The 24,878-nt window shown below is 48.8% G+C and carries 20 protein-coding genes and 1 pseudogene; 11 read left to right on the forward strand and 10 right to left on the reverse strand.

Translation table 11 applies throughout. The annotated features are described in order from the left end of the window. Window positions 1-22: 22 nt before the first annotated feature. Entirely contained in the window at window positions 23-874 is an 852-nt protein-coding gene (locus tag IMQ56_RS21945) for a phage repressor protein C1 (RefSeq protein WP_000611656.1), read from the reverse strand. Between the two features lie 110 nt (window positions 875-984). Beyond that, window positions 985-1,194 (reverse strand): hypothetical protein, encoded by a 210-nt coding sequence (locus tag IMQ56_RS21950; RefSeq protein WP_000874154.1) that lies wholly within the window; start codon window positions 1,192-1,194, stop codon window positions 985-987. A 604-nt stretch (window positions 1,195-1,798) separates the two neighbouring features. On the opposite strand from IMQ56_RS21950, the gene IMQ56_RS21955 reads away from it, so the two are divergent. The 6 genes from IMQ56_RS21955 (at window position 1,799) to IMQ56_RS21980 (ending at window position 6,420) form a co-directional block, all read left to right on the forward strand. Further along, on the forward strand, window positions 1,799-2,020 hold the full coding sequence (locus tag IMQ56_RS21955) for a hypothetical protein (RefSeq protein ID WP_000542332.1): 222 nt from the start codon (window positions 1,799-1,801) through the stop codon (window positions 2,018-2,020). 7 nt (window positions 2,021-2,027) lie between these two features. Further along, window positions 2,028-3,059 (forward strand): site-specific integrase, encoded by a 1,032-nt coding sequence (locus IMQ56_RS21960; protein WP_024245509.1) that lies wholly within the window; start codon window positions 2,028-2,030, stop codon window positions 3,057-3,059. Window positions 3,060-3,109: 50 nt separating this feature from the next. Beyond that, complete coding sequence (locus IMQ56_RS21965; RefSeq protein WP_023155282.1) at window positions 3,110-3,421, forward strand: hypothetical protein; 312 nt, start codon at window positions 3,110-3,112, stop codon at window positions 3,419-3,421. A gap of 246 nt (window positions 3,422-3,667) precedes the next feature. Next, complete coding sequence (locus IMQ56_RS21970) at window positions 3,668-4,228, forward strand: Ref family protein (protein WP_023155281.1); 561 nt, start codon at window positions 3,668-3,670, stop codon at window positions 4,226-4,228. Between the two features lie 189 nt (window positions 4,229-4,417). Continuing rightward, window positions 4,418-5,059, forward strand: coding sequence for a hypothetical protein (locus tag IMQ56_RS21975; protein WP_001376241.1), 642 nt, complete (start codon window positions 4,418-4,420; stop codon window positions 5,057-5,059). 56 nt (window positions 5,060-5,115) lie between these two features. After that, complete coding sequence (locus IMQ56_RS21980) at window positions 5,116-6,420, forward strand: SIR2 family protein (RefSeq protein ID WP_023155280.1); 1,305 nt, start codon at window positions 5,116-5,118, stop codon at window positions 6,418-6,420. 41 nt (window positions 6,421-6,461) lie between these two features. On the opposite strand, the gene IMQ56_RS21985 is transcribed toward IMQ56_RS21980, so the two are convergent. Genes IMQ56_RS21985 through IMQ56_RS21995 form a run of 3 tightly spaced genes read right to left on the reverse strand, consistent with a single transcriptional unit; the run spans window position 6,462 to window position 13,948 of the window. Next, entirely contained in the window at window positions 6,462-6,710 is a 249-nt protein-coding gene (locus IMQ56_RS21985) for a hypothetical protein (RefSeq protein ID WP_000747846.1), read from the reverse strand. Continuing rightward, complete coding sequence (locus IMQ56_RS21990; RefSeq protein ID WP_000224043.1) at window positions 6,707-7,147, reverse strand: hypothetical protein; 441 nt, start codon at window positions 7,145-7,147, stop codon at window positions 6,707-6,709. The genes IMQ56_RS21985 and IMQ56_RS21990 overlap by 4 nt, the downstream gene beginning before the upstream one ends. Window positions 7,148-7,180: 33 nt before the next feature. Beyond that, window positions 7,181-13,948 (reverse strand): N-6 DNA methylase, encoded by a 6,768-nt coding sequence (locus IMQ56_RS21995; RefSeq protein WP_196065248.1) that lies wholly within the window; start codon window positions 13,946-13,948, stop codon window positions 7,181-7,183. 76 nt (window positions 13,949-14,024) lie between these two features. Here IMQ56_RS21995 and IMQ56_RS22000 point away from each other — a divergent pair, with 76 nt between their 5' ends. Together IMQ56_RS22000 and IMQ56_RS22005 are read left to right on the forward strand one after the other, a co-directional pair. Continuing rightward, window positions 14,025-15,734, forward strand: a complete 1,710-nt coding sequence (locus IMQ56_RS22000; protein ID WP_196065251.1) for a phage portal protein — start codon at window positions 14,025-14,027, stop codon at window positions 15,732-15,734. Next, the gene (locus IMQ56_RS22005; RefSeq protein WP_000132937.1) at window positions 15,727-16,746 is read left to right on the forward strand and encodes a head processing protein; all 1,020 of its coding nucleotides are present in this window, start codon (window positions 15,727-15,729) and stop codon (window positions 16,744-16,746) included. The genes IMQ56_RS22000 and IMQ56_RS22005 overlap by 8 nt, the downstream gene beginning before the upstream one ends. Before the next feature lie 291 nt (window positions 16,747-17,037). Here the strand turns inward: IMQ56_RS22005 and IMQ56_RS22010 are convergent, their stop codons facing one another. Beyond that, complete coding sequence (locus IMQ56_RS22010; protein WP_024166579.1) at window positions 17,038-17,595, reverse strand: lysozyme; 558 nt, start codon at window positions 17,593-17,595, stop codon at window positions 17,038-17,040. A gap of 169 nt (window positions 17,596-17,764) precedes the next feature. Between IMQ56_RS22010 and IMQ56_RS22015 the strand changes: the two genes are divergently transcribed. The 3 genes from IMQ56_RS22015 to IMQ56_RS22025 all read left to right on the forward strand — a co-directional run bounded on the left by IMQ56_RS22015 (window position 17,765) and on the right by IMQ56_RS22025 (window position 20,331). Next, window positions 17,765-18,253, forward strand: coding sequence for a single-stranded DNA-binding protein (locus IMQ56_RS22015; protein WP_000068869.1), 489 nt, complete (start codon window positions 17,765-17,767; stop codon window positions 18,251-18,253). 202 nt (window positions 18,254-18,455) lie between these two features. After that, on the forward strand, window positions 18,456-19,244 hold the full coding sequence (locus tag IMQ56_RS22020; protein WP_000126782.1) for a hypothetical protein: 789 nt from the start codon (window positions 18,456-18,458) through the stop codon (window positions 19,242-19,244). Continuing rightward, window positions 19,237-20,331, forward strand: a complete 1,095-nt coding sequence (locus IMQ56_RS22025; protein ID WP_023155275.1) for a hypothetical protein — start codon at window positions 19,237-19,239, stop codon at window positions 20,329-20,331. The genes IMQ56_RS22020 and IMQ56_RS22025 overlap by 8 nt, the downstream gene beginning before the upstream one ends. Window positions 20,332-20,362: 31 nt before the next feature. Here the strand turns inward: IMQ56_RS22025 and IMQ56_RS22030 are convergent, their stop codons facing one another. The 4 genes and pseudogenes from IMQ56_RS22030 to IMQ56_RS22045 all read right to left on the reverse strand — a co-directional run. Beyond that, window positions 20,363-20,674: a hypothetical protein gene (locus IMQ56_RS22030; RefSeq protein ID WP_001165933.1), complete on the reverse strand. Its 312-nt coding sequence runs from the start codon at window positions 20,672-20,674 to the stop codon at window positions 20,363-20,365. Then, on the reverse strand, window positions 20,664-23,651 hold the full coding sequence (locus IMQ56_RS22035) for a hypothetical protein (protein ID WP_196065253.1): 2,988 nt from the start codon (window positions 23,649-23,651) through the stop codon (window positions 20,664-20,666). Before IMQ56_RS22035 ends, IMQ56_RS22030 begins: the two co-directional genes overlap by 11 nt. Window positions 23,652-23,663: 12 nt before the next feature. Further along, a complete protein-coding gene (locus tag IMQ56_RS22040; RefSeq protein ID WP_000175491.1) occupies window positions 23,664-24,029 on the reverse strand; it encodes a hypothetical protein in 366 nt (121 codons plus the stop codon). After that, window positions 24,026-24,878: pseudogene (locus IMQ56_RS22045) on the reverse strand (hypothetical protein); the annotation flags it as partial. The gene IMQ56_RS22040 and the pseudogene IMQ56_RS22045, both read right to left, overlap by 4 nt.

Here is a 24,878-nt window from a genome sequence, read left to right on the forward strand (position 1 = left end):
CATTGACCATGCCGGATGGAAACTATTGCGCGCTTTCGGGGTTGTCGTTTACTGGCTGCCCTTTCTTAGTTTTACGGCTGCGCGTAACTGATGCGGCTGATTTGACCTTTTTCTCTTCGCGAGTGATGGCAATTTGTTTTTTTACATTTTCAATATCTGCCAGGCGATATATTTTTGCCTGCGGCCAGCGGTCGCAGATGATCGGTTCTATAGAGTCATAAAGGCTAAATTTTGCTTTCTCGAATTCACCGTTGATGATGATTCCATCACGGAGAGTTTCATCGCAGATAAACACACCACACAGCGGCACATGGTAACTAACTGATTTACCATCATTGTAGTTAGGGCTACTGGAAATGTAATGGACGCGCAGCATTGTTTCGCTAAAGCCGTGTACACGCATACGGAATTTTTCATCCTCCGGGTACTGCTTCATTAGCTCTTTTGTTGCTTCCAGGTTCTCTATGTATTTCGCACTGTGCTCATTGATCCCCGCGCTTTTCTGGATGCGAATGTCCTTATCAATCAGATGAATAATGCGGCCAGCGGTCATGTTGACGCTGTTCACAGCTTCTGTCTGATAAGTTGTAACCTTACGCACACCGCGAAGGATGTTAGGCACTGGATATAAAATAGTCTTTGGGATATTGAGGTCTGGGTACTGTTCCAGTTCCCGCGCCATTAAAGTCCATTTATCAATTTCAGCCTGAATGCTGTCCGTTTCTTTGAACGGCAGAACGACAACCGGGCGAACAGGACGACCGTCGCTGGCGGCATCAACGTGTTGGGCGCGTGCAACAGCTTTTTTTAGAAAGAGATCCCTGAAGCTGACGAACTCCTGGTACAGTTGTTCGCCGTAGACATAATTTATCATTGATCCTCCTCCAGAATTGACATGGCCAACAACTCACAGCGGATTACACTGGGAGTTGTTGGCCACCATTATAGAAGGATCCAACGAAAATAATAGATTTATTAGTGCATTTATTGTGAGTCTGGCTGGTTAGTGGCCATGAGATATTCGATTGTGTCAGTGAGATCATCCAGGTCGTCTTGGGTGATGCGGTACTCCTGATTGGATATCTTTGAGTAGTGTTCAGCAATGGCGCGGGCAGCGTCGGTTTCGGCGGGGTCTACAGATAAAGCGTTAGAGCAATGTCTAACGTCGTCGATGGTTGGTGGAATGAAAGCCATAATTATGCCTCACTGTATTGACAACACAGAGCCTGAAGCTCTGACCTACTGTTTCACCCATGATCCATGCTGGGGTAATCTAACAACATTGCGCTGTGTGTAAGATGAGCAATGCATAGCTGTAATGCCGTTGTATAAGGTTTCCCTGTTTGCTCATTTCCTTCTGAGCCGCTCTACAACGCTGAAGACACATTAAATAGTGAATCCAAAGTCGTATTACGAAACGGCGGCAAAACTATAATTTATTAGAGCAATTGTCAAACAACTATGAAAAACAATCCAGTTTTTGGCTGGTGGAGTGGGATTTTTCTCTCAAAATTTATTGCTCTAATAATTATTGATTTTTATGCGCAGCTGGACGTAAACTCCTCTTCAGACCTAATAACTTCGTATAGCATACATTATACGAAGTTATCTTAAGGGTTATTGAACATGATCAATTTACCTGTAAATCCATACAGTTCAATACCTTATCAGGTCAAATAGTGATCACTTGATCATTTGATCAAGGTTGCGCTACGTAAAATCTGCGAAATGTTGGCAGTGTTAGTGCTCCAGATTTCGCGTAGCGCACTTAGCACCACCAATCAATCAGAGGTGAAAAATGGGATATTCAGCTGCTAAAGTGTCCACTCATATTGAGCTTGAGAAAAACCGTGGTTACTGGCGGGCAAAAGGGTTTGATCGTGATAGTTGTCAACTGTCATTATCGCGCGGTGAAGAGAAAATAGAACGCACGCGCGGTCGCTGGCGTTTCTATGACGAGAACCATAAACAGGTAAAGGCAGAGCCGATCCTGTACACTTTACTTAAAACCATTATCTGAGTGTTAAATGTCCAATTTACTGACCGTACACCAAAATTTGCCTGCATTACCGGTCGATGCAACGAGTGATGAGGTTCGCAAGAACCTGATGGACATGTTCAGGGATCGCCAGGCGTTTTCTGAGCATACCTGGAAAATGCTTCTGTCCGTTTGCCGGTCATGGGCGGCATGGTGCAAGTTGAATAACCGGAAATGGTTTCCCGCAGAACCTGAAGATGTTCGCGATTATCTTCTATATCTTCAGGCGCGCGGTCTGGCAGTGAAAACTATCCAGCAACATTTGGGCCAGCTAAATATGCTTCATCGTCGGTCCGGGCTGCCACGACCAAGTGACAGCAATGCTGTTTCACTGGTCATGCGACGGATCCGAAAAGAAAACGTTGATGCCGGTGAGCGTGCAAAACAGGCGCTGGCGTTCGAACGCACTGATTTCGACCAGGTTCGTTCACTCATGGGAAATAGCGATCGCTGCCAGGATATACGGAATCTGGCATTTCTGGGGATTGCTTATAACACCCTGTTACGTATAGCCGAAATTGCCAGGATCAGGGTTAAAGATATCTCACGTACTGACGGTGGGAGAATGTTAATCCATATTGGCAGAACGAAAACGCTGGTTAGCACCGCAGGTGTAGAGAAGGCACTTAGCCTGGGGGTAACTAAACTGGTCGAGCGATGGATTTCCGTCTCTGGTGTGGCTGATGATCCGAATAACTACTTGTTTTGCCGGGTCAGAAAAAATGGTGTTGCCTCGCCATCATCCACCAGCCAGCTATCAACTCGCGCCCTGGAAGGGATTTTTGAAGCAACTCACCGATTGATTTACGGGGCTAAGGATGACTCTGGTCAGAGGTACCTGGCCTGGTCTGGACACAGTGCCCGTGTCGGAGCCGCACGAGATATGGCCCGCGCCGGAGTTTCAATACCGGAGATCATGCAAGCTGGTGGCTGGACCAACGTAAATATTGTCATGAACTATATCCGTAACCTGGATAGTGAAACAGGGGCAATGGTGCGCCTGCTGGAAGATGGCGATTAGCCATTAACGCGTAAATGATTGCTCTAATTCTTTGATATTTATGGTGACATATGAGAAAGAATTTCAACATCGGCGGAAAATATGTAGTGCTGTCAGTGAGCACTAATATTCAGTCGCCAGCCGTCATTGTCACTGTAAAGCTGAGCGATAGAATGCCTGATATTGACTCAATATCCGTTGCGTTCCCTGTCAGAAGTATGCGTAGTGCTGAACATTTCGTGATGAATGCCACCGAGGAAGAAGCACGGCGCGGTTTTGCTAAAGTGATGTCTGAGTTTGGCGAATTTTTGGGGCACGTTGACAAAGCCCTCTCAATCAGTTCAGCAAGGTCCAAAGCATTAACAGCTTCCATGATGAAATAAAAAAAGCCTGGCAAGGAGCCAGGCTGCACAAAAGAGCGGGTTTGTATTCCGCATCCAATCAATCAAGAAGGAGTATAGCACACAGGTACTGAAGTGAAAAAATGTGATTCGCGATAAACAAAATCTCTACCATTGCTCTAATTGATTGCTATAATTGAGCCGCAGTTTTTGTCAACTACGAAGACGTTGCCATTACTTAACTCCTTGACATCATTGGCGGCCATCAGGCCGCCTTTTTTTTGCCATATGAAAACAATCGAACAAAAAATTGAACAGCACCGTAAGTGGCAGAAGGCAGCCAGAGAACGAGCGATCGCTCGGCAACGGGAGAAGTTGGCTGATCCGGCCTGGCGAGAATCTCAATATCAGAAAATGCGGAATACTATCGACCGCCGTATCGCTAAACAGAAAGAGCGCCCACCAGCCAGCAAAACGCGGAAAAGCGCGGTAAAAATAAAATCTCGTGGCTTGAAGGGACGAACACCGACGGCGGAGGAGCGGCGCATAGCCAATGCTCTTGGCGCTCTCCCCTGCATTGCCTGCTATATGCATGGAGTAATATCTGAAGAGGTGTCTCTGCACCATATCTCCGGTCGTACCGCGCCTGGTTGTCACAAAAAGCAATTGCCACTTTGTAGATGGCACCACCAGCATGCAGCACCGGCTGAAGTAAGAGAAAAATACCCCTGGCTGGTCCCTGTTCATGCCGATGGTGTGGTTGGAGGCAAGAAAGAATTCACCTTGCTGAACAAGTCAGAGATGGAGTTGCTGGCTGACGCCTATGAGATGGCAAACATCATGCACTAATAAATATATTATTTTTAATCTGAAATAATTGACAACTGACAAGTGACTTCAGTCAGAATCATCACATGCCCGGTACGGATGGATCCCTTTTCAAATATTCCATGGACGGCACAGTCTGAGTACCGGGCGCTACCTTCAGTTGTATTGCTAAGCCGCCGCTGGTGGCTTTTCTTTTTTGTAGGGGGCGCTATGGATAAGAAAATATGCGTTGTTTCGATGAGCGTCGGCAAACCGGCGTCAATGACTGCTGCATGGATCAACAATGAGCTAATAATGGCTGAGCGGACCAGCTACCCTGAACGCCGCCGCGATATGGAACTCCAGCTGCTGCGCGAATTGCGAGAAAAAGAGGAAAAGGGTTTTATCGTGCTGGTGGAAGAGGAAAACAGCTTTATTACTGGTCGAGTTGGCCAGCGTGTAAGGTTGCGCGATCCCTTCATGAACGGCAGGCCGGTACTAATTGAGGCAATGCAGATTTATAAGGAGCTGGAACGCCAGAAAGCAATCAAGTTACCGCGCAAGGAATCCGGCAAATACATCCTCCACCAAAGCATCTTCGATTCCGAACACGATAAAAAAGGCGATGAATTTTTCAACATTAACTGGAGCGAAATAACGACAGAGCATGTTCTGACGTTACTATGTTGCTTTGCGACGGAATACAACAACGTTGCCAGCGCCGACTACATCAGGGCAATGGCTGGAGAAGTTGAGGCACGCCAGGAACCATCGTTACTAAGCCCTCTGATTAACATAATTCGCGGCACCCAAACGCTGGCACAAAAACAGGTGCCTAAGGGAGTATTAACAGGAAAAGGAAATTATCTATAAACGTCAATGCATTAGGGTATACTTCTCCGTAGAACTATAAGTAAATGGAGTAAGTAATGAGCGAGTATATAGAAATTGCCTATGCAGCGGCTACACATAGGCTGTGCTTTCTTACAGGCACTGGATTTTCAAAGGCTGTTTCTGATGATAAAGCCCCAAGTTGGCAATCTTTATTGGAGCAACTGTGCGGTTTATTGAAGGATGGTGACTCACTCAAAGAGGAATTATTTCCTGATGGAAAAGCAAAAGACCTTAGCCTTGAAGAAGCTGCTCAGGTTATTGCACTAAAATTTATACTTTCGGGGAAAAATATTTACCAAGAGATTGAGAAAATCATAGCCTCAATCGAACTTGATCCATCAATTGAATATATTCAAGACTTTTTCAAAGAAAACACATTTAAAGTAATTACGACAAATTATGACAAGTTAGCAGAAAAGCTGGCTGGAGAGAATCGAACGTGTACAATCACCCCCGGCCTGCCAATTCCAAAATATAATTGTGAGGTTAAAGTCTACCATGTTCACGGTTCTATAGACTCCCCATCAGACATGGTTGTTACTAGCGAGGATTATTTCAGATTTATAAATGGTAATTCTTACTTTTCTAATAAACTAAGCACAGTTCTACATGAAAACACTATTGTTATCCTTGGCTATTCTCTAAGTGACGCGAACCTAAAGGCTATTATAAATGAATATAAGGTATTTTCACGGGACAACGTAATGTCCTCCAATATTTTCCTTGTTTCCCGAGGGGAACTATTGCAACCTATTAAAGATTACTATTTTTCCTGCTATGGGGTTAGGGTTATAGATAAAACAGAGGTATCTGATTTCTTTAGAAAACTTAACGATAAAATTCCAGAAGCAAAAAAAATAAAAGACAAATTGAGGCACTCAATCAAATCGGTAATAAAAAACGGAAGAGAGTATAAAATAGAGTTCTTGAAGCTAGAGGATTCTTTTTATCATATCATTTCCTCCATTTCATCATCTGGATATAGCTGGAATAATGAAAATGTATTAAATGTTTTTTGTAATATAATAGATAAAAAAATAGAACTTACTAAAAAGCCTGGCGCATGGGAGCAGTATGAACACCTGGCAAAATGGCTTATTTATTTCGGTAGTTTATTTGAAGTAAAAGGAACCAATTTTGAGAAAAAATACATACATGCGGTTGAACACTCAATGACTTATATGAATAAACCTTACGAAACAGGCTACTCATGGCGAGCATATCTAGCCTGGAAAACAAAATGGCCTTCACTGACAGCATCTAACCGCTCTCTTATTAAGAATGAGATGGAAGATATCCCGCTACAACAGATTCACGATATTGTATCTAAGTTTATATAGTATATTTATCTCCGGCCTAATCTCCCTAGGCCGGAGAGTTCTTAATCAGCATTCAGAAGCAATGCGTTATCTATGATGATCTGCTCCCATTCTTCGAATGCCCGGTCGCGGACGCCCTGGGGAACACTGTTTGTTTTGAAATCGACGACCGTCCGCCATTTCCCGTCCGGACGGTACATGCGCAGAGCTTTACTTCCCCCTTCCCTGCGCACCTCAACGTTATGCTTGTCAGCAAACTCTTGTAATGCTCGTAGCGTCCCATGCTTTACTGTGTAGTATCGCTTTTTCAAGTTTTCTCTCCAGCCTGTGCCAAGGCTTCAACTTCCAAATCGTAAGACTCAAACTCATAGTCCTGGTCGTCAACTTCTTCAGGCACTGGCAGTAAATGCCAGGCTGAGTATATCTGACCATTATCAAAACGCTCCTGGCTGTAGAGCGTCGCGGCTATGAGTGTTAGCGCCGGGCGGTCATAACGGTAAATTTTGCGAACGTCACGGTCAACGAGACGACCGAAATTACCATAACCGCGCTCCAGTAATAATTTTTTAATTTCCGGCCAGTATGGACCATAGCTGCGGTACAGGCGGGGATTTTTCAGTAATCGCCCGCGTAGCCCTGACAGGAAGAAATCAACGTATTCGTCTTCTGTCTTTCCTAACAACGCTGTACGGAGTACCGCCTCAAGATATGTTTTATTCGGTTTTATTGTATCAGATAGTGTGGCCATATTATGCGACGCCCGGCGAACCGGGCGCTCCTGTTATGCGTATTGTTGGATGACGGCCAGAACGTCCGCCACGTTGTGTTTTGTCTCGATAATCCACCAGTTACCCGGGAAATCGCTGTTCTTCGCCTTCGCTGGCAGCCAGCGAGCGCCGAATTTCGCCTTGATTGCGTCTTTCGCACGGAAAAGAATGCCTTTCATGCCGGACGCCTCCTGAAGCCCAAATACCTCGCCAGCGGCGAATTTTGGTGCGTACATCATCTTCAGGTCGGCGGTGGATACGCGATAATTCAGACCAAGAGACTGAGCTATGCTGGTGGCATCACCCTGTATTGATGATAACTCTTCTTGTTTCTCGTTTCTGGCGGCAATTTCTTCCTCCGTGATGTTGCCTAGGGCCAGGTTTATCCGATCAGCGTCTGCCTGTTTCTCTTCATCGGTGCGCCCGGAAAGTACCGTGTTAATTCTGTGCAATATCTCCACATGGTTCTTGCGCATGCTGAGCAATTCCGGCGTAACCTCGTTAAGGTCCACCAGCCCAAGGATGGCAAGGTCGGAAAACATTGATACCAGGTTGTAGGTCATGCGATAGCTGAGTTGGCCATAGGCTGATGGCAACTGCACCGCATCCATTTGATAGGCATCCATAAATTTAGAGCCGTCGTTTACGACATCCGCAATTGCCGGTGTGATTTTTCCTGTGGTGGCGGCCTCCCTGATTGCTGTTACCCACGATTGAGTCAGCGCGGCGACTGCATGATTCAGATTGGCTTTCCGTTCTGCTGCAATGCGCGCACTTGCTGCGTCCATTGCCTGCTTGATCTCGTCTTTATTGCTGTAAATGCCAATGGTGCCAAACTGTGCTGTGGTGATCTCATAATCTGACGCCCGGAACTCATTGGTACCGAAAATGGCATTGGTGACTTCAAGTTCAGAATCCCCGTTACGAGTAGCCCCCTGGCTTGTTTTTTCCGGCATTCTGGCGATCGCATCCGCTATTTTCTCCTGAATTGCTTCAGGGGATAGCGTATCTCCGTATGACGCGATTACATCGCCATAATTGGAGCCAAACAGTTCAACCAGGAATGTTTCTGCCGAACGGATCTGGCGGTTATTCCCTTCCGACATCATACCAAGCACCCATTTTGCAATTGACGACTTCAGCGCGCCGTCACGGCGATCCGGGTAAACCGCATGCTTCAGTGGGTCCGTATAGGTACCAACAAAATCAATGCTATAGCCTGACTCTGTAGTCTGAACGCCGTATGAGTCAGTGATTTTGATCATGCCGCGCTGCTGGAAACGGTAGAAATCGTCACAGGAAATGATGTCGTTAATCCCGGCAATGGAGACGCCACCACTGATTTTCTGCATAACAGCATCTTCATCGGGAGTTACATCAACCTGTTTATCCAGCGTCTTCACATCCCAGTTACCCGATTTGGTACCTTTGAAGGTAAAGATAATCTCCACGTCTGCGCGCTGGCTGTCGAAGTCCAGCGACTTAATGCGAACGATATCACCGGCACAATCGTAGTATTGGCCTACACGCCATGAGCGATCGCCGATAACAAGGAACTCACTCGCATGGTTAACCAAGTCAGGATCAACATCCAGAATGCCTTTATTTATTGCATCCTCCACCAGCGGGCGCAGGCGTTTGATATCCGTCGCGGCCTTCTGAGTACGGTTCAATAATTTCTCATAGCGGGAGATGGCTTGAGAGATATTAGCCTTGCGCTGAATGGCGCTTTTCAACGACGCGCGATACTGTGCTAACAACGTACGGTCTGTGTGATGGACGCTACCCCAGCGGGCTTTCCAGTCTGCGTTATCAGCTGCTTTGGCCATTACCGCCTGTTTGAATTTAGCTACCTCGGCGGTGGTCTTTTCAAGTTCCGCTTTGCTTCGCTCTAATTCAGCGGTAAGTACCTCCACATCCTCGCCAGCTGCGTGCTGCGCCTTGATGTAGTTCTGAAGGTCGATAGTAGCCTGTTCTTTCTGGCGAGCGCGTTGCGCGGCTTTCGCCTTATCCATTTGAACCTGCATCATTGCCAGACGTTCGCCATCATCCTTAGCGGTATACATCTGCATTTCGATCATATCGTTGGCGTCGGCGTTCTCCATTTCTGACTTATCTGAACGGAGGATATCGGAGATCCAGCCTGCTTTACGCTTCAGCGTCTTCAGTCGGTATTCATCGAAAGAACCCTTGCCGCAGTAGTAGTGAACGCGAACGCTTGCACGGTTGGAACCAACTCGGGCACCGCGACCGTTACGCTGTGCGATACTGGCTGGTGTCCATGGCAACGTCAGATGATGGATGTCAGTCGTTCCTCGATGCAGGTTGATACCCACCTCTGCCTTTTTGTTGCAGATGATGATCGGAGTCCGGCCCTCCTGGAAGTCGGCTGCAATCTTTTCCAGACCGCCCAACGACATTTCATTTTGCTGCGCGATATAGGCGTCATACAGAGCCATTTGCTCGTTGTATTTCGCTATCTGTGCATCTGTTGGTTCATCCGGTAACTCTTTCGGCGGTTTAACCGCTTTCAGTTTCTTACCGGTTTTACCTGCCTCGGCAACCGTCTGAGCATTCAGTATCCCCACCTTTGAAGGTTCAAGGTTAAGAGCATTGCAGATAATGCGCTTGAGCTTCTGGTGCTGCGTTTTTTCATCGGTGAAGATGATTTGCTTACCTTCCGGGAAAAACTCCTTCAGCGTGGCGATCAGCTTCGCGTATTTGGGTGTAACGGGGTGAGTTACGGTCTGTTCGTCAATGCCAAACCTGGCCAGGCGCTTATTCACTTCCTGCTCGAACGCTTCCGGAACCTGCAACTGAATAAACTCGCCCTTATCTATCAGGGAGTATTGCGATTGCTGCGTGATTGAATCATCACTGTCGTCGTCTTCGCTGGTGGCTTGTTTAGGCAAACTGTCTGCCAGCTGCTGCACCGCATCGGCGTACTCCGGCAGGAAACGATAGGTGATCCGGCGATAGTACAGGTCCATGTCAGTACATACGCGGTCCATATCCCTGATTATTGAGAAGATCGGACGGGCTTTCTCGTGCTCAATCACGCCGTCTTCATTGACCGAGGTCGTTACACCATTGTTGGCTTTGGCCGCCGCTTCCGCCTGCTGACGCAATTCTTCATACGCCGCCAGTTGTTCTTCAGTAAGTGGTGCATCCTGCTGGTGTTCGTCCAGTTCCGGGATCTCCACGGTATCCTTAACGTCTTCCGCCGTTTTAAGCGTTGTCCAGCGATGGAATATGCCGCGCAGCGCATCAAGGTTTTCAAAACCCACCAGCGCCATTTTTTCTTCAACTTCGCCGCTGATTTTCTGTACCGTTTCCAGCCTGGTCTTGCCGAAGAATTTTACGAAGTCATCAGGACTGTAGATCCCCATCTTCTGCCAGTATTCCTTCGGCAGAACATGAGAAAGCATGTTGTATGCATCGATCGGGGTGTTAACGACTGGTGTTGCAGTCAGGAGAACCGGTCCGCGCCCGCCATTCTTTTTCATCAAGTACGCGTTTTTGATTGCCATATCTCGCGCCGATTGCGCCACCGCGCTGGTGGGCAGATAGGCCAGCTGTGACGCTTCGCGACCATTTTTATAGCTATTGCGGTAGTTGTGACCTTCGTCAGCGATCACACTATCGAAGCCCATATCCTCAAAGTACGGATACTTCTCTGCTTTTTCGGTGCCGGTATCTGAATACTCCGACAATACCCGGCGACGCGCGGCCTCTTTGCGGTGGGAGTCGGAGTCCATTGCGCTGGCTACGCGTCCGGCGGCAACGAAGTCATAAAGCATATCCTGTGCATGCTCATCTACGGTGTCATCACGTAGCGGAATGCGGGCGTATTGTTCTTTGGTAAACACGACTGCACGGTAATTTGAGTGCGGGATCGCGTTCATCCGCGCCGTGATAGTGGCTTCATCTGCCAGCTTAAGAGCATCGCGCATAACTGGAGTGCCATCAGTACCAAGAACAGGTTTACCGTTCTCATCGAGCACCTGCACCTGGCGAATCTGATCGCCATCCATCAGCACATCAAGACCGACGAACAGGTAGTTACTGAATGCCTCTTCACTCAGGAATTCTTTTGCTTCGTAATACCAGTTTTCCAGCACTGATTTAGGCACTACATACGCAGTACGGGTGGAGCGACCGTTCTCATAGTTGAACGCCTCAAGCGCCAGCGCGGTCGTGGTTTTACCCAGCCCGGTGCCGAAGCCCAGGATGCCGCGCCCATCTTCGGACAGTCGGCGCACCTCGCTATTCTGGTAATCAAATGGCTGGCGCTTACCGCTTAATCCCTTCAACCCAAGCGGATCGCCAGAGTGTTCATACGGGATATTGCTATTGAACACATCGTTGTATTTGGCAACCAGCTCATCGTAGCGATCGTGCGTCTTGATCCACTTATTGAACTGGTCCTCAAGCAGTGCCATCTGCTCGCGGTAGCCGTTCGCCGTCGCGCTATCTTTGCCACCGATACGCGCACCATTGAGATACTTTTCCAGCTGTGCCGGGAACCCGGTCGCGTTTTCACCTGATTTACGGTCCCACTCGTAGCGAATCTCACCTGTTTCTTTATCCTTGCGCTGGACGACACCGTATCGGTGCCCGACGAACAGACCATCACCACCGTGATAGGTGTCAGAAACCATTTCGTCGCCTTCCAGCTGCACTGACTGCACATAGCGCAGATCCGGATAGCCGTTTTCCTGCAAAAATTCCAGAATGACGGAACGGTCGAACCAACGGCTATTGAGCTTAAACCGGATATTCTCTGCTGGCGTCTTGATGCGCTTCTCTTCGATAGCTGCCAGCTGATTAAGGACGTTGTTCTTTACTGGACCGTCGGGGAGTGTGGCGAGGAATTCCTGTTTTGGAGCCACTATCTCGTTAATGTCGCCGCTGGTGGCGCGGGCGAACGGAACAATCCCGCCATACGGTGAAACCGCAATACCAGGGGTGCTGGCCAATAAATTAAGCAACTCTTCATCACTGGCTGGCAGTTCGCCGGTAAACGCAAGGCGGAAATCATCGAGCTGGATTGGATCGCGGGTGAGATCGCTATAGAGATAACGCAGGGTGTCCTGATAGCTGGTGGAGTCATAACTTGCGCTGGAATCATGCGTAACCAGCTTCCCTGTCAGCTCGTCAGAAATAGTGCCATCCAGCTTAATTGCACCACGGAAAGCAAACCAGGCGCGCGCACCGCTCCCCGACAATTTCGCTATCGGACCGCGACCGGGGTTACCAAAACGGTCAATCTCTGCCTGCAAACGGGATACCAGAGAAAGGCGCTGCTGTTCGATTTGTTCAGCACTATGCCCGGCGGCCTTCATGTCCTGATATTCAATTAACATCCGGCCAATCATCGCCCCGCGATACAAGCGTTCACGGTATTTTTCAGGCTGGCTGTTAATCCAGTCCACCAGCTGCACCATATCGTCGCTGATTGATGTGGTGTACTTATCGCGGACATTTGCCATCTGGGTAAATGTCATGCCGAGACGGCCTTCTGTTGTAGTCAGGTTACGCTGAAGAGCCTCCCAGCTATCCGCGCCATAACTGGCAGCATCGATCTTAAGTTCCTTCCCGGCATCAGCTTCAATCCAGCGACCACCAGCATATTTTTGCCATACGCCATTAATCAGGCGCATTTCCCCTTCACCAACAACGTCTGCGGTCGGTGACGGTTCAGCCATATCGAGCAAAGACCAGTCGATACGGCTTTCGAAACGATGAATCAGCTTCGCTTTAAGAGCCTGGTTATCAATCTGACCGTCGGCACGAACCTCAATACGCCCCTGGAAGCCCTTTTCCTGGGTGCCATGAACAAACCGGCGGCCGTCCTTTTCAAACCACTTGCCAGAAATAAACGTTGGCCAAAGCACATTTGCCGATTCGAGAGTGCTTTCATCCACCAGGGGGATTTTCTCAGCCATCTCTGCCGGATGTTTGCGCATCAGCACCACATCAACAACTGTACTGGTCCCGTTTGCGTCAAAAGTACCGGTAGGCAAGCGGTGGGCACCAAGAAATTCAGCTTTCCGTGATAGGCGCAGGCGTAACCGCTTCATGTTTGAACCTGAAACAATGGACGGCGGCACAATCACGCACATGAATCCGCCTGGCTTTATCTTGTCCAGCATGCGGAGCATGAAGTAAGAACCCATGTCCGTTTCTTCTGCGTAAGGCTTATCGATGTTGCGTGTGTTATCACGACCACCGAACGGAACGTTACCCACAACATGGTCGAATGAATCGTTAGGCGTGCTTACAGCCAGTTGTTCGAACGGAGAAATCTGTACGCTGTCTTCCGGGTGCAACAGCTGGTTTATACGACCGGAAACACTGCTGATCTCAGTCGCGGTCATCACCGTACCAACCGGTTTTGTCTCATTAAAAACGCCGGTTCCCGCCGATGGTTCCAGAGTGTTACCTACGTCCGCGCCGTAGAGCTTCATGATCTCCCAGACACCTTCAGCGATCGGCTTTGGTGTGTAATATTCGGAGACGGACCCGCCAATGCCGCCTTCACCGGTGTACCCAGCCAGGATCTGGCGCTGTTCATCTGTCAGTGTCGCGCCGTCCACCAGCGAATTAAGCAAATCTATCGCCTTCTGATTCGCCTCACGGCGCAGTCGGTCATAGCTTTTGCCTTCCACCTTTTCCACGCCGTATTTAATCGGCGCTCGGCGAGATGTTATTGCCCTAATGTATTTCAATATTTCGCTGACACTTGAACAGCGAAACACCCCCATAGATAGCTTGTTCATTGGTAATCCTTAACAAGTGACTAGTGTTAAATTTCCGTTCAAACACGATGCGAATTATTCTAATTAAGGTGCAATCTTGGCAGACAATAAAATCACGCTATCCTCGGTCAGGAAGGCGCTGGCGGGGGTTTTTAAAGACAACGGAGAACGGGACAACATCCTCCTGTCCGCGCTGGCTGTGCACGGCGGAAGTGGGTATTTGTTTTCTCGCGCAGGGTCACCGGTACAACTGTCCGGCTTCTTAGGCGGCAAACCGGGCGATAGTGGCATGGCTGGCGATGGGCTGGTGGACGGAAGTCGCTTTATCTTTGATGAAGTTCAACTGCCGGAAGACCGCTTGCAACGCTATCCGCTACTCGAAGAGATGGCGGTTTACAGCACGATCGCCACCGCGCTGAACATCCATATTACGCACGCGCTCTCTTTCGATAAGAAGACCGGGCAAACTTTCTCTATCGTGCCGGTACATAACGGAAACGATAGTGACTATGACGCCGCGCAGGCGTTGTGTGACGAGCTGATGAACGACATCGGGCGAACCATCAACAAAGAGGTCGCCGGGTGGGCATTTATCATGTCTGTATTTGGGGTGGCTTATGTCAGGCCATACGCCAAAGAAGGCATAGGGATCACGTCTTTTGAGTGCTCCTATTACACCCTTCCGGGCTTCATCAAAGAGTTCGAGGTCAGCGGCAACCTGGCGGGATTTAGCGGCGATTATCTGAAGGACGCGTCAGGGAAAATGGTTTTCGCCGATCCGTGGGCCATTATCCCTATGAAAATCCCCTACTGGCGGCCTAAGTCAAACCTTATGCCTGTGCACACTGGCCATAAGGCTTACAGCCTGCTGGATAATCCGGAAGAGCGCACACCGATTGAAACCCAGAATTACGGGACCAGCTTGCTCGAATACGCCTACGAGCCGTACATGAATCTGCGTTCGGCGATCCGCTCACTGAAGGCAACGCGTTTTAATGCGTCGAAAATTGACCGAATCATCGGCCTGGCGATGAATAGTCTGGATCCGGTAAAAGCAGCCGATTATTCGCGCACCATTACTCAGACGCTTAAACGAGCAGCTGACCTGATGGAAAAGCGCGCACGCGGCGCGAATAACATGCCTACGGTGACCAATACCCTGCTGCCTATTATGGGCGACGGCAAGGGACAGATGACTATTGATACTCAGACCATCCAGGCTGACATCAACGGCATTGAAGACATTCTCACCTATATGCGCCAGCTGGCGGCAGCACTTGGCCTCGATTACACCCTCCTGGGGTGGGCAGATCAAATGTCCGGCGGGCTTGGTGAAGGTGGATTCCTGCGCACGGCAATTCAGGCCGCCATGCGCGCCTCATGGATCCAGCAGGGCGTAGAAGAGTTCATTCAGCGGGCTATCGATATTCATCTTGCTTTCAAGTACGGCAAGGTATACCCGGAAGGTGATCGCCCGTACAAAATCGAATTCCACTCCGTTAATACCGCTCTGCAACAAGAGCACAACGAAAACCGCGACTCGCAGGCGAACTACGCCACCATCGTTACGCAAATCCTCGATGCCGTCAGCAATAACAGCGTCCTCGCCAATTCCGATGCATTCAAACGTTACCTGTTCAGCGATGTGCTGGAGATTGACGAAAAAATCTCTGAAGCACTGGTGAACGAACTGAAAGCGAAAAGCGAGGACGACGATCACCTGATGGATTCCATCATCAAAACACCGCCACAGGAACTGGCGCAAATCCTTGAATCGGTCTTTAAAGAGGGAAACGAGAATGACTGATGTTTTGAAAACGGTCACTGACCGCTTTTGTCTCTATAGTAATGCTAGAAAAGGTCGCCAGAACGGGCGACAGTATGTATTAAGCGCGGTAAAGACCATGCTTGAAAGCAAGGAAACTCAGGAAGGTTTACGCCTTGGTGAGCTTTTCGGCTATTACGGTCACGGTCGCCGACAGCTGACCGGCAAACTGGAAGTACCAGAAACCAGCGTGATCATGGTGGAAGGTCGCCCGGTCGTTATCGACAATGTTCCAGCTTGCCGCACAGTAGCTATATCCGTTGACGACAACGGCATCGTTACCCATACACAGGAAATTCTTAACACAGAGCCGGGTAAAATTGTCGCCGCGATGATCGAAAGCCGAGCTGGTGGCTGGAGCTGGGCCACTGGCGGGCGTGAGTCCGGGAAAATCGCTGTAACCACCAGCTTCCATGGTGTGGATTATGTGACAACGCCGAACTATATCAGTCTGGATCATCCTGCCAGCGCCGGAATGTTTGAAAGCGCGGATTCTAAATCTTTACTGGCAGAGTCCCTGGCGGCGCATGGGTACTCCGACGAGTCAGTGCAGGCCGTTATATCCCATTACGGCAAAATGGCTGAACTGGAAATGATGGTGGAGGCGACAGAGCGTACGGCAGAACTGGAAACTGCACTACTCGAAAGCCAGGGCCGCCACCTCGAAGCAATGGCCAAGATCGCAGATGCTGAAGCGCGAATCGCTTTGCTGGAGGAAACAGCGGGTATCCGCGACGATGTGCTGGCAGCAATGCAAGACGAACTGGATAACCTCCCGATCTTCGTCTCCGCCGCCCAAAAAGACGCATTCCGCCTCAAAGAACCTGGTGATGCAAAAATCGTTGCCACACTTTTCGAATCTCTGATCAAAGTTGGCGCACGCAACTTGCCTGTCACCAAGAAAATTAAGGAGGTTCCGCAAGCGGCTAACGTCCAGGCACCGCGTGAGACAAGCATCATCACGTTTAATAATTCAATCAATCCGTTTAAATAACCACCAAAAATAACCCCGGCAGCTGCCGGGGTTCTCGTTAACTATTATCGCCTTCGCCTTCGTGCCATATATTTGCGCACCGCGCGGCGTGGACAATCTGAAGCGGTTTCTTTCTGCTGCATCAATCTCGCAGCCATGCTCAAAAATGTCAGGCACAGCCGAAGCCCGGCATACAATAGCGGTTCCAGTGGCCACGTCTCATTGAGCACATATACCGCCATGAAAATCGAGTCAAAAACTATCGCCGCCAGCGATAACTTCATTGTCGAAAGTCGGCGGAGCTGCCGGAGTTTATTCATTGACAAGCCCCGTCAGGCAAAGCTGGCGTTCTTTTTCACGGCGAATCTTTAAACCTCGCAGGGGCACGCCGTTACTGTTCACGAAATCAGGGAGATGGTTACACATATTCACCCATTCCCCTTTCTGCGCCCACTTGTGGATGGACGTTTCTACTCGCATGCCTCGCGCTTTGCTGTAGTAGGTCCGTAAGCTATTGCATCCCATATTGAATGCCGCGCTTGTCATTGCACTGAAGGCATTATCGGGCATGTCTTTGCCCCGGAAGTGCTGATTAATACAGCGTTCAGCGATCAGGATATTCTTTTCCCAATCAGCGGCGATTTGCTGGTCGGTTTTTCGCACACCCGGCGTTACCCCGTGTGTATTACCGATCCCGTCAGTCCATACCCCCGCCGGGCACATGTATGGATCACGTCGGCAACCTTCAGCGTTACCAATCAGATCAAGCCCCGCCTGGTTGGTTCGCACATTGCCATTACCCATCACGATGGTAATCATCACCGCGATAGCGCAAATTGCACCGCCTCCTGCGGCTGTTTTTCCCTTCATAAAGACCTCATAAGCGAATTTTTTACGCTCCAGGACAAACACTCATTCACAGCCAATACCGACTGACTCGATCCCTTTAGAAGGCACAGGATAATGCAAATCACTTGTTAGCCACGTTTCAAAGATATACATTATTGCTCTAATTAATTTATTTTATTAGGTAAGAAAAGTGGCACAACGCGGTGTAAACAAAGTCATCCTGATTGGTACCCTGGGGCAAGACCCGGAGATCAGGTATATACCAAATGGCGGCGCAGTCGGAAGACTCAGCATCGCAACGAATGAATCATGGCGCGATAAGCAAACGGGCCAACAGAAAGAGCAAACAGAATGGCATAAAGTCGTTTTGTTCGGAAAACTTGCTGAAATTGCGAGTGAGTATTTACGAAAAGGTTCTCAGGTCTACATCGAAGGGAAACTTAAAACCCGTAAGTGGACTGATGACGCCGGTGTAGAACGTTACACGACGGAAATTATCGTCAGCCAGGGCGGCACCATGCAAATGATCGGCACTCGCCGCGACGATTCACAGTCCTCAAATGGCTGGGGGCAGTCAAACCAACCTCAAAACCACCAGCAATACAGCGGTGGCGGCAAACCTCAGAGCAGCGCCAATAACGAACCTCCAATGGACTTTGAAGACGATATTCCGTTTTAGAGTTTATGAGTAAAAAACGACTGAAAGAAAAGCGGTGGTCCAAACGCCAACAAAAGCACGAACTCGCTAAAAAACGCCAAAGTTGGCAATGGCACGCGTTTTTAACGAACAGAACACCACGAGATATTGCTTTCGCTGGTGGGAAAACATTCCTAACCCACCTGAAGACGCAATACATCAGTTTTTAAGCAGAGAAAAGACTATGACAGCACAAAATACTAAAACCATTCAATACCGCCTACGTAATGGCCAGAGTGTCGAAGTGACCATCAATAATGATGGAGTACCTGGCGAAAAGGTTTCTATCTCTGATCTGGCTATCGAAAAAACCATCATGTGCCACCTTGGCTTTACTGAAGAAGTGAGCAAAAAGCATGGTGTAGCAATCTGGAGCGCAATGGATACTGGTATGCGCAAATTCATTACTGCTCGTACCCCAGGGATGACCATGATGGACCTCATGCAGATTGCGCCGCTGTTTGAATGTGAGCCTTTAGATGTATTCAGCAATCCAGCTATCTGCCAGCAGTTATATGGTGAGATGAAACTCGCGGTTACCCCCATTGTGCTGCATGAAGGATCGCTTGCTGGCGTGTGGAAAGTAGAGCGTATTTCAAGCTACATGCCTTTCCATGTCAACGGCGTAATCACTGGTGAAAATCAACCTGTTTCCGTTATAAAGTCAGACCTCAAGCGCGCAATTCTTGAAGCAAGTTGTCGAGTTGTCGGCCTGGGCAAACAGTCTTATGTTTCCTTCCCGGCTGGCCCTGAAGGCCCGGCAGAAATTCTGATTATGGATGCCGATCTGCTATGGCAAATACAGTTTCTGATTGGCAAAAGCATCATCCGCGCTGAAGAACTCGATCAGTACATTACCTGCACGATGACGGATGAAGTCAAAAGTGTGGCTATAGCCAATGCCCGGAACCTATGTCGTGCTGCATTAACAGAACTGCAAGAAAACACCACGGAAGAGGTGGAAAGTGATTAATCGTATACAGAATGAATCTGCCTGGTTAGCACTGATAGAACGGTATAAAGACAATTGGGAACTGGCAGCAAAAGAGTTGCTTGATATTGAGTTAACACCTCATCAAGCAAAAATTATTAACGCGATAAAGAACACCGGAGCCAAAATCACTGCCACCACACCACATGGTATTGGGGAAACCTCTATTGTGGCAGTGATTAGCATCCTGCAAACAATACTGTATTCGTGTTCCCGTACAGTGGTTGTTTCTCCTGCGATTAACGATTGTCGAAAAACAATAATTGACTATATGTTCCGTTATTGGGAGCGAGTTACCCAAAAACACCCTTTTCTTGGCAATTATTTCAGAATACACCCTGACAAAGGGTTGGTGCATATCAGTGAAACATGGGGATGCGTCTATATAACCTATTGTCTGAATAACGAAGAGTCTCTGGCTGGTTTTACTGGACCGCACGATCTTTTCATCGTTATTAACTCGGCGGAAATCAGCGATCGCGCTCATGCAGTGATAACTGGCAATTTAACCAATTATGACTCGCGCCTGCTGTTGCTGTCGAAACCATCGGAACGCGAGAAAGGGTACTTTTATGATTCGCATCACCGGTTGGCCCATAGTAAAAACAATCCTGCTGGTTTTTTCACGGCGATAACTCTAAACACAGAGGATTCACCTCTCGTTTCTGAAGCATATCTTGAATTCAAAGCCAAAGAGTTTGGTGGGCGCAATAGCGATGAATATCGCCGATTGATCTTGGGGAAATTCCCCGGGATTCGGGAGTTGATGGAAAAGTCATCTGTTCCCCGTAATATGCACTTCACAATGACTGACGGTAGTAAATGGGTAGTGCCTACGATCGTGATCGCCAAACACCATGCGAAACATCACGCTCAAAAACACAACTCCAGCACATTAGACTGGCTGAAGGCCTATACAATACCGTTATTCTCGGCAAACCATAACGCTATAACTGAATGGGCTAAACAAATCCCCTGGCAGGATGTGGCTGAAGAGGCATTTGTCGAAAAACCACCAAGAGATATGCACGAGCACTGTTGGCTGACATCAGAAAAGAGTTTCTCGTGAGGTAAAAATCCCGCCAATTGGCGGGATTTCTTCAATATACGATCTGGTCTACATGATCACCAAAATCATCGTCGTCGTCGTCCTCATCGCCACCATCTACTGCTGGCCAATCAACAAACCAGCCAGCGTAAAGATGCAGCGTTCGGAGAACATCACTTGCGGGAGCATCAAGGGTGTTAACGAATCCCATATAGCTATTGGGATTTGCCCCAGCTATGGCTTCAGCGATCATGTCCTCGGTAATGTCACCGGAGATAATGCTTAAACGCCCGGAAACTTCTTCATTATCATCAAATTCGATAATGGCATCTCCGCCTAATGGCGCTGCGATTTTAATCTGCATTATTTAGCTCCTTTGCCACACCTAATAACAGTTCCAGCAATCCGTCACCATTCATCAGTGATGCGGCAGCGGCCTCTTTGTCATGATACAACTGAAGAGCCATAGAGAATACTTCCGTTGCTGACGTTTTGGAAATAGTCGGTGATTTCTGCCGAATTTTCCCGGAATTACTCACTGAGGCTGGCGGGTATACCTTCGCCATATAAATATTACTCAATCGAGATCTGAAGCACCATTCAGGCTTGCCACGCCCACCGATATTAACGAAAGATGGCTTATCCCCTTCAACATTGGCCTTCAGGAATGACCGGGCTTTCTCTAACAAACCAGGGTTACTGTACTCAAGATGATGACCCAGCTCGTGCCACAGTGCACTTGCATTTTCATCGTTCAAATTGACAGCAACAACACCATTAAGATTTGCATATGCCCTTCCCTGGTGGTGAACCACCTTTGTTAAGGTCGAAATTTTACCGCCGGTCAGGCGATAAATATCAGCAAGTTCCTTGCGCAGGTCTATCCCACCATTCTGTCCAGCGCGGGCTTCTTCCACTTCTTCTGTGATAAAAGAGTCGGCCCACTCAAGAGCTTTTTCTTCAGATACGGATGAGTTTGCGATCGCACTGTTCATGGCAGATAACACTTTCTCGTGGACCGAACCCATACTTCGCTGATTCATTTGCCAGCGTGTCTGCGGGTTATATGAGAATCGCTTAAGTAGTTGGTCAAGCTGCTCAAGTTCTTCTTCACTGACATACTTTTTAGCCTCACCAATAATGCCAGGGAGAATATTGCCGTTAGGATTAAACGCTCGCGAAAGGAAGAGTTTCAGCGCCCCCATGCCCTCCGATGCTTCAATGTCACCAATAACCCGGTTAACAATGGCCGCACTCTTCGGATTAGCATCCGCCAACGCTCTGGCTACGATTTGCAGGGACGATACGACCTCACGCTGCATATCAGTCCTGATCTCATCAATATACTCTGGCGTTATGCCGTGCTCTTTAAGGATATCCCGGCCTTCCGCCGTTACCCCATCGATATCACCGACATGTTTATTAACACGACTTTGCAATGCCTTAAATGCCTTCAGAATTCCACGGGCATCATCCGCTTTACTAACGGCCTTCCTGAATGCTGGCAAGAAGTCTGAGTTAACCTCATTTTGTTGATCGGCCCACTGAATGGAGGCTTCTTTCATCTCGTCCAGAGTCAGATCACCCAACGCGGTATGGTCTGTGAATATGAGCGACAACCTCTGAACCATTTCTGCCAATGGTGATGCCGAATGCGCCGCGCTAAGGAATGCTTTCACCCTGGTTGGGCGAATGGAAAACCAGTCAATAGCTGGTGGCATATCTCCGTTTTGTATCGCCTGCGCTATCTCATCAAAGCCGTCGCGCCCAAGGGAGGATGCGTGATTTAACAATCCGCGAAGTAACGAATTGCTGATACCGAATAATCGGCACCATTTATTCACGTCGGCAACAGGCATTCGAACAAAATGCGCAAGCACTTGTACAAGCTGTTCATCCTGGGGATCTGTACGGGAAAGCAGCCTGATCAGATGAATAATGTCTTTGATGCCGGATGCCCGATGTAATAGCAAACTGGTATATGGAGCAACACCATTGTAACTACCGCCGGAAACGGACTCGAAAAGACCGCCGGATATCCCTTGCATGCCTTCGTTTTCCAGTTCCTGAGACACCTGGCGAAGGATATCCTGTAACGACACATCACCACCGCCAAACATATCCCCCAGCGCCTGGCCCTGGTGCTGTAACTCATCATTGATACGTTGAGCCATCAACTTAAAGGCGGAGGCCATACGCTTCGCGCTACGGTTATTCGCGACGATGAACAACGCGAGTGCTTTCACTTCCGGGGCCGTTTCGCTGAACATATCCCCCTGAGCAATAACATCGGTAATATGCTGGCCTGACTCCTTCGATTGCCTTACCAGGTCTACCGCATCTTTCAATGCCGCCAGCGCCTTTTTATCGAGGCTATCCGCTGTCTCAATGCCATCAACAATAGTTGTCACAGCCTGCTTGTGCGCTTCTCCTGATAAAGCCTGCATCTGGACAAAATCATTGGCTGCCGCATTAAGCGCCGTCAGAACATTACGCATGTCCGGATCAGGTTCTTCTGCAACCATCCTTACCAGGCGCGCATCCTTATATGCCTTGGCAAAGATCGCGTTTTGTATACGGTCTACAAGTTGCCGTGTTGGTCGCCCATCTTCAGTTACAAGGCCAGCCGCCTGTGTGGCACCAACTTGCGTCATAAATCCGCGAATAAACGCGTCATTACTGCGGCTAAGCAGATCTCCGCTTTCTGACGGGTTAAAAAGCGCCATCATCGCCGGTGTTATGCTGTCGGCATCAACAAAAGCCTTTTCACTGGCTGCCATTTCCTGAAGATCAGAAATATTTGAGTCCTTGGCAAACTGAACGCGGTCAACCTTGGTTAACCGGCGGCGCACCAGTACCGGAGCCGTCATTGATTCAACCTTTTCAGGTCGTATGCCGAATTCGGTCGCATGATCAATCAGGTACTCACGATACCGATCCGCATTGCCGTCCTGATAGGCTTTGATGATCCCCATGGTCCGTCCATTACCTGACTCAACGGCATTGTCCTCACCAATTATCGGCGCACCATGGCTGGATAAACCGGAATCAGTAAGCTGAGCAGGCCGCAAATCTTTGGATATCTGGTTAACCTGAAGAAGGCTGGATGCGCGGGTCCGGTCGCGCGGCTGAAGTTCCTGGGGATAGTCAGGATTAATTTTCCCATCCAGAGTATTGGATACCAAAAGAGCTGAGGCATCGACGATATCAAACGCTGTTTTTACCTCGTCTCCCTTCGCTGTCACCACATACGAAACCCGCCCATAACCGGGCAGGTTCTTTAGCAGCTCGATCAGCGTTTCTATGCTGGTGGCCATTACCACCTGATCGCTTAAGCTCATCCCTGTTACGCCTTATGCTGCCTCTTTAATGTTGGCGGCTATCCATGCCGCCGTGTGCTGTTTAACCTGGTCCAGGTCGATGTATGTGCCAACATATTGACTCAAATCCTGCAAGGTACCGATAAATGCATCGGTGCTCTGATCGACGAATTTATCAGCCAGGAAATCAGCAACCAGTTTTGGCACACCATCATGTACCGAAGGTTGTTTTTCCTCGCCACTACTGCCGCCGGACACACCGTACCCCATCTGTTGCATGATCTGGTCAATTTCATCGCTGATATCCAGCAACTCCATGCCACTCGCGGTAGCCGCTTTGGACATCAAAGCATCCAACTTATCGCTGAGATCCATTAACTCAATAGCTGATAGTGTCATGCCGCTACCCCCGCTTTCTGGATTGCTACCAGCAGATCAGCCAAGTGGCGAGCAGCGCCATTAACCAGCTCTTCGTTTTCCTCAAAACGCCCGGCAGCCTGAAGGGCTGCAATCGCTTCCCGGACATTACCCCGGGCGTTACGGATCTCCGCCATGTCAGTGCTTTGCATATCCATCACGTTATTGAGATATTCAATGGCTTTATTAGCCTCTGCATCTGCTTCGCTAACCGTTTCATCAGGCTGTGCCGGGGCAGGTTCTGGCTGAGTAATCTCACCGACTTCGGCCTGCAATGCATTGATCATGCTCTGCACCATTTTCTCGGTGCCAGCGCCCCCCGGAAACGCAATATTGGGGAAAGTTTTTTGAAACTGAGTTTTCAGCATTACGCGGAACTCGTCTGGTGAGCTGGTGGCCAGCTCCAGAGCTTTTTGTGCATATTTGCCAAACGGACCATTAGTAAGTGTCTTCGCCAAGAAGTCGAAAGAATCCTCGCGAGGCAATAACTTCAGGTCGTACTCACTCATTTGCTGATCAGAAAGCGGGGTATCGTAAGTAGCAATGCCGTAGCGTGCATATTCATAATACGGGTCACCTTCATCAGGGCGCGGCAGAATTGCTTTGTTACCTTCAGGTATTGCACCAGGGGCCGCCGGACGCATTTGCAGGGCATATCGATATGCACCTACAGAGATTTCTGGTTCAGGCGAAGAGCTACCGGTATCCTCCGCTGGTTCAGGTTCGACGTTTTCCGGTTTATGTTCTTCTGGTTGGACCAGGTATTCCGATACATTACCCGCTTTATAGGCTTTAAACAGCTTGCCGATCGCATCTGCCATGTCCACACCC

Source organism: Enterobacter sp. Res13-Sevr-PEC09-46, assembly GCF_015672585.1.
Lineage (GTDB): Bacteria > Pseudomonadota > Gammaproteobacteria > Enterobacterales > Enterobacteriaceae > Enterobacter > Enterobacter hormaechei_C.

Excerpts from the sequence above, each read along its gene's own strand:
- IMQ56_RS21960 (WP_024245509.1), top strand. The coding sequence starts at position 2,028 with ATGTCCAATTTACTGACCGTACACCAAAATTTGCCTGCATTACCGGTC.
- IMQ56_RS22010 (WP_024166579.1), bottom strand. The coding sequence starts at position 17,595 with ATGAAGGGAAAAACAGCCGCAGGAGGCGGTGCAATTTGCGCTATCGCG.
- IMQ56_RS21970 (WP_023155281.1), top strand. The coding sequence starts at position 3,668 with ATGAAAACAATCGAACAAAAAATTGAACAGCACCGTAAGTGGCAGAAG.
- IMQ56_RS22035 (WP_196065253.1), bottom strand. The coding sequence starts at position 23,651 with ATGAGCTTAAGCGATCAGGTGGTAATGGCCACCAGCATAGAAACGCTG.
- IMQ56_RS22040 (WP_000175491.1), bottom strand. The coding sequence starts at position 24,029 with ATGACACTATCAGCTATTGAGTTAATGGATCTCAGCGATAAGTTGGAT.
- IMQ56_RS22005 (WP_000132937.1), top strand. The coding sequence starts at position 15,727 with ATGACTGATGTTTTGAAAACGGTCACTGACCGCTTTTGTCTCTATAGT.
- IMQ56_RS22020 (WP_000126782.1), top strand. The coding sequence starts at position 18,456 with ATGACAGCACAAAATACTAAAACCATTCAATACCGCCTACGTAATGGC.
- IMQ56_RS21995 (WP_196065248.1), bottom strand. The coding sequence starts at position 13,948 with ATGAACAAGCTATCTATGGGGGTGTTTCGCTGTTCAAGTGTCAGCGAA.
- IMQ56_RS21950 (WP_000874154.1), bottom strand. The coding sequence starts at position 1,194 with ATGGCTTTCATTCCACCAACCATCGACGACGTTAGACATTGCTCTAAC.
- IMQ56_RS21965 (WP_023155282.1), top strand. The coding sequence starts at position 3,110 with ATGAGAAAGAATTTCAACATCGGCGGAAAATATGTAGTGCTGTCAGTG.
- IMQ56_RS21990 (WP_000224043.1), bottom strand. The coding sequence starts at position 7,147 with ATGGCCACACTATCTGATACAATAAAACCGAATAAAACATATCTTGAG.
- IMQ56_RS21980 (WP_023155280.1), top strand. The coding sequence starts at position 5,116 with ATGAGCGAGTATATAGAAATTGCCTATGCAGCGGCTACACATAGGCTG.
- IMQ56_RS21945 (WP_000611656.1), bottom strand. The coding sequence starts at position 874 with ATGATAAATTATGTCTACGGCGAACAACTGTACCAGGAGTTCGTCAGC.
- IMQ56_RS21975 (WP_001376241.1), top strand. The coding sequence starts at position 4,418 with ATGGATAAGAAAATATGCGTTGTTTCGATGAGCGTCGGCAAACCGGCG.
- IMQ56_RS21955 (WP_000542332.1), top strand. The coding sequence starts at position 1,799 with ATGGGATATTCAGCTGCTAAAGTGTCCACTCATATTGAGCTTGAGAAA.
- IMQ56_RS22030 (WP_001165933.1), bottom strand. The coding sequence starts at position 20,674 with ATGCAGATTAAAATCGCAGCGCCATTAGGCGGAGATGCCATTATCGAA.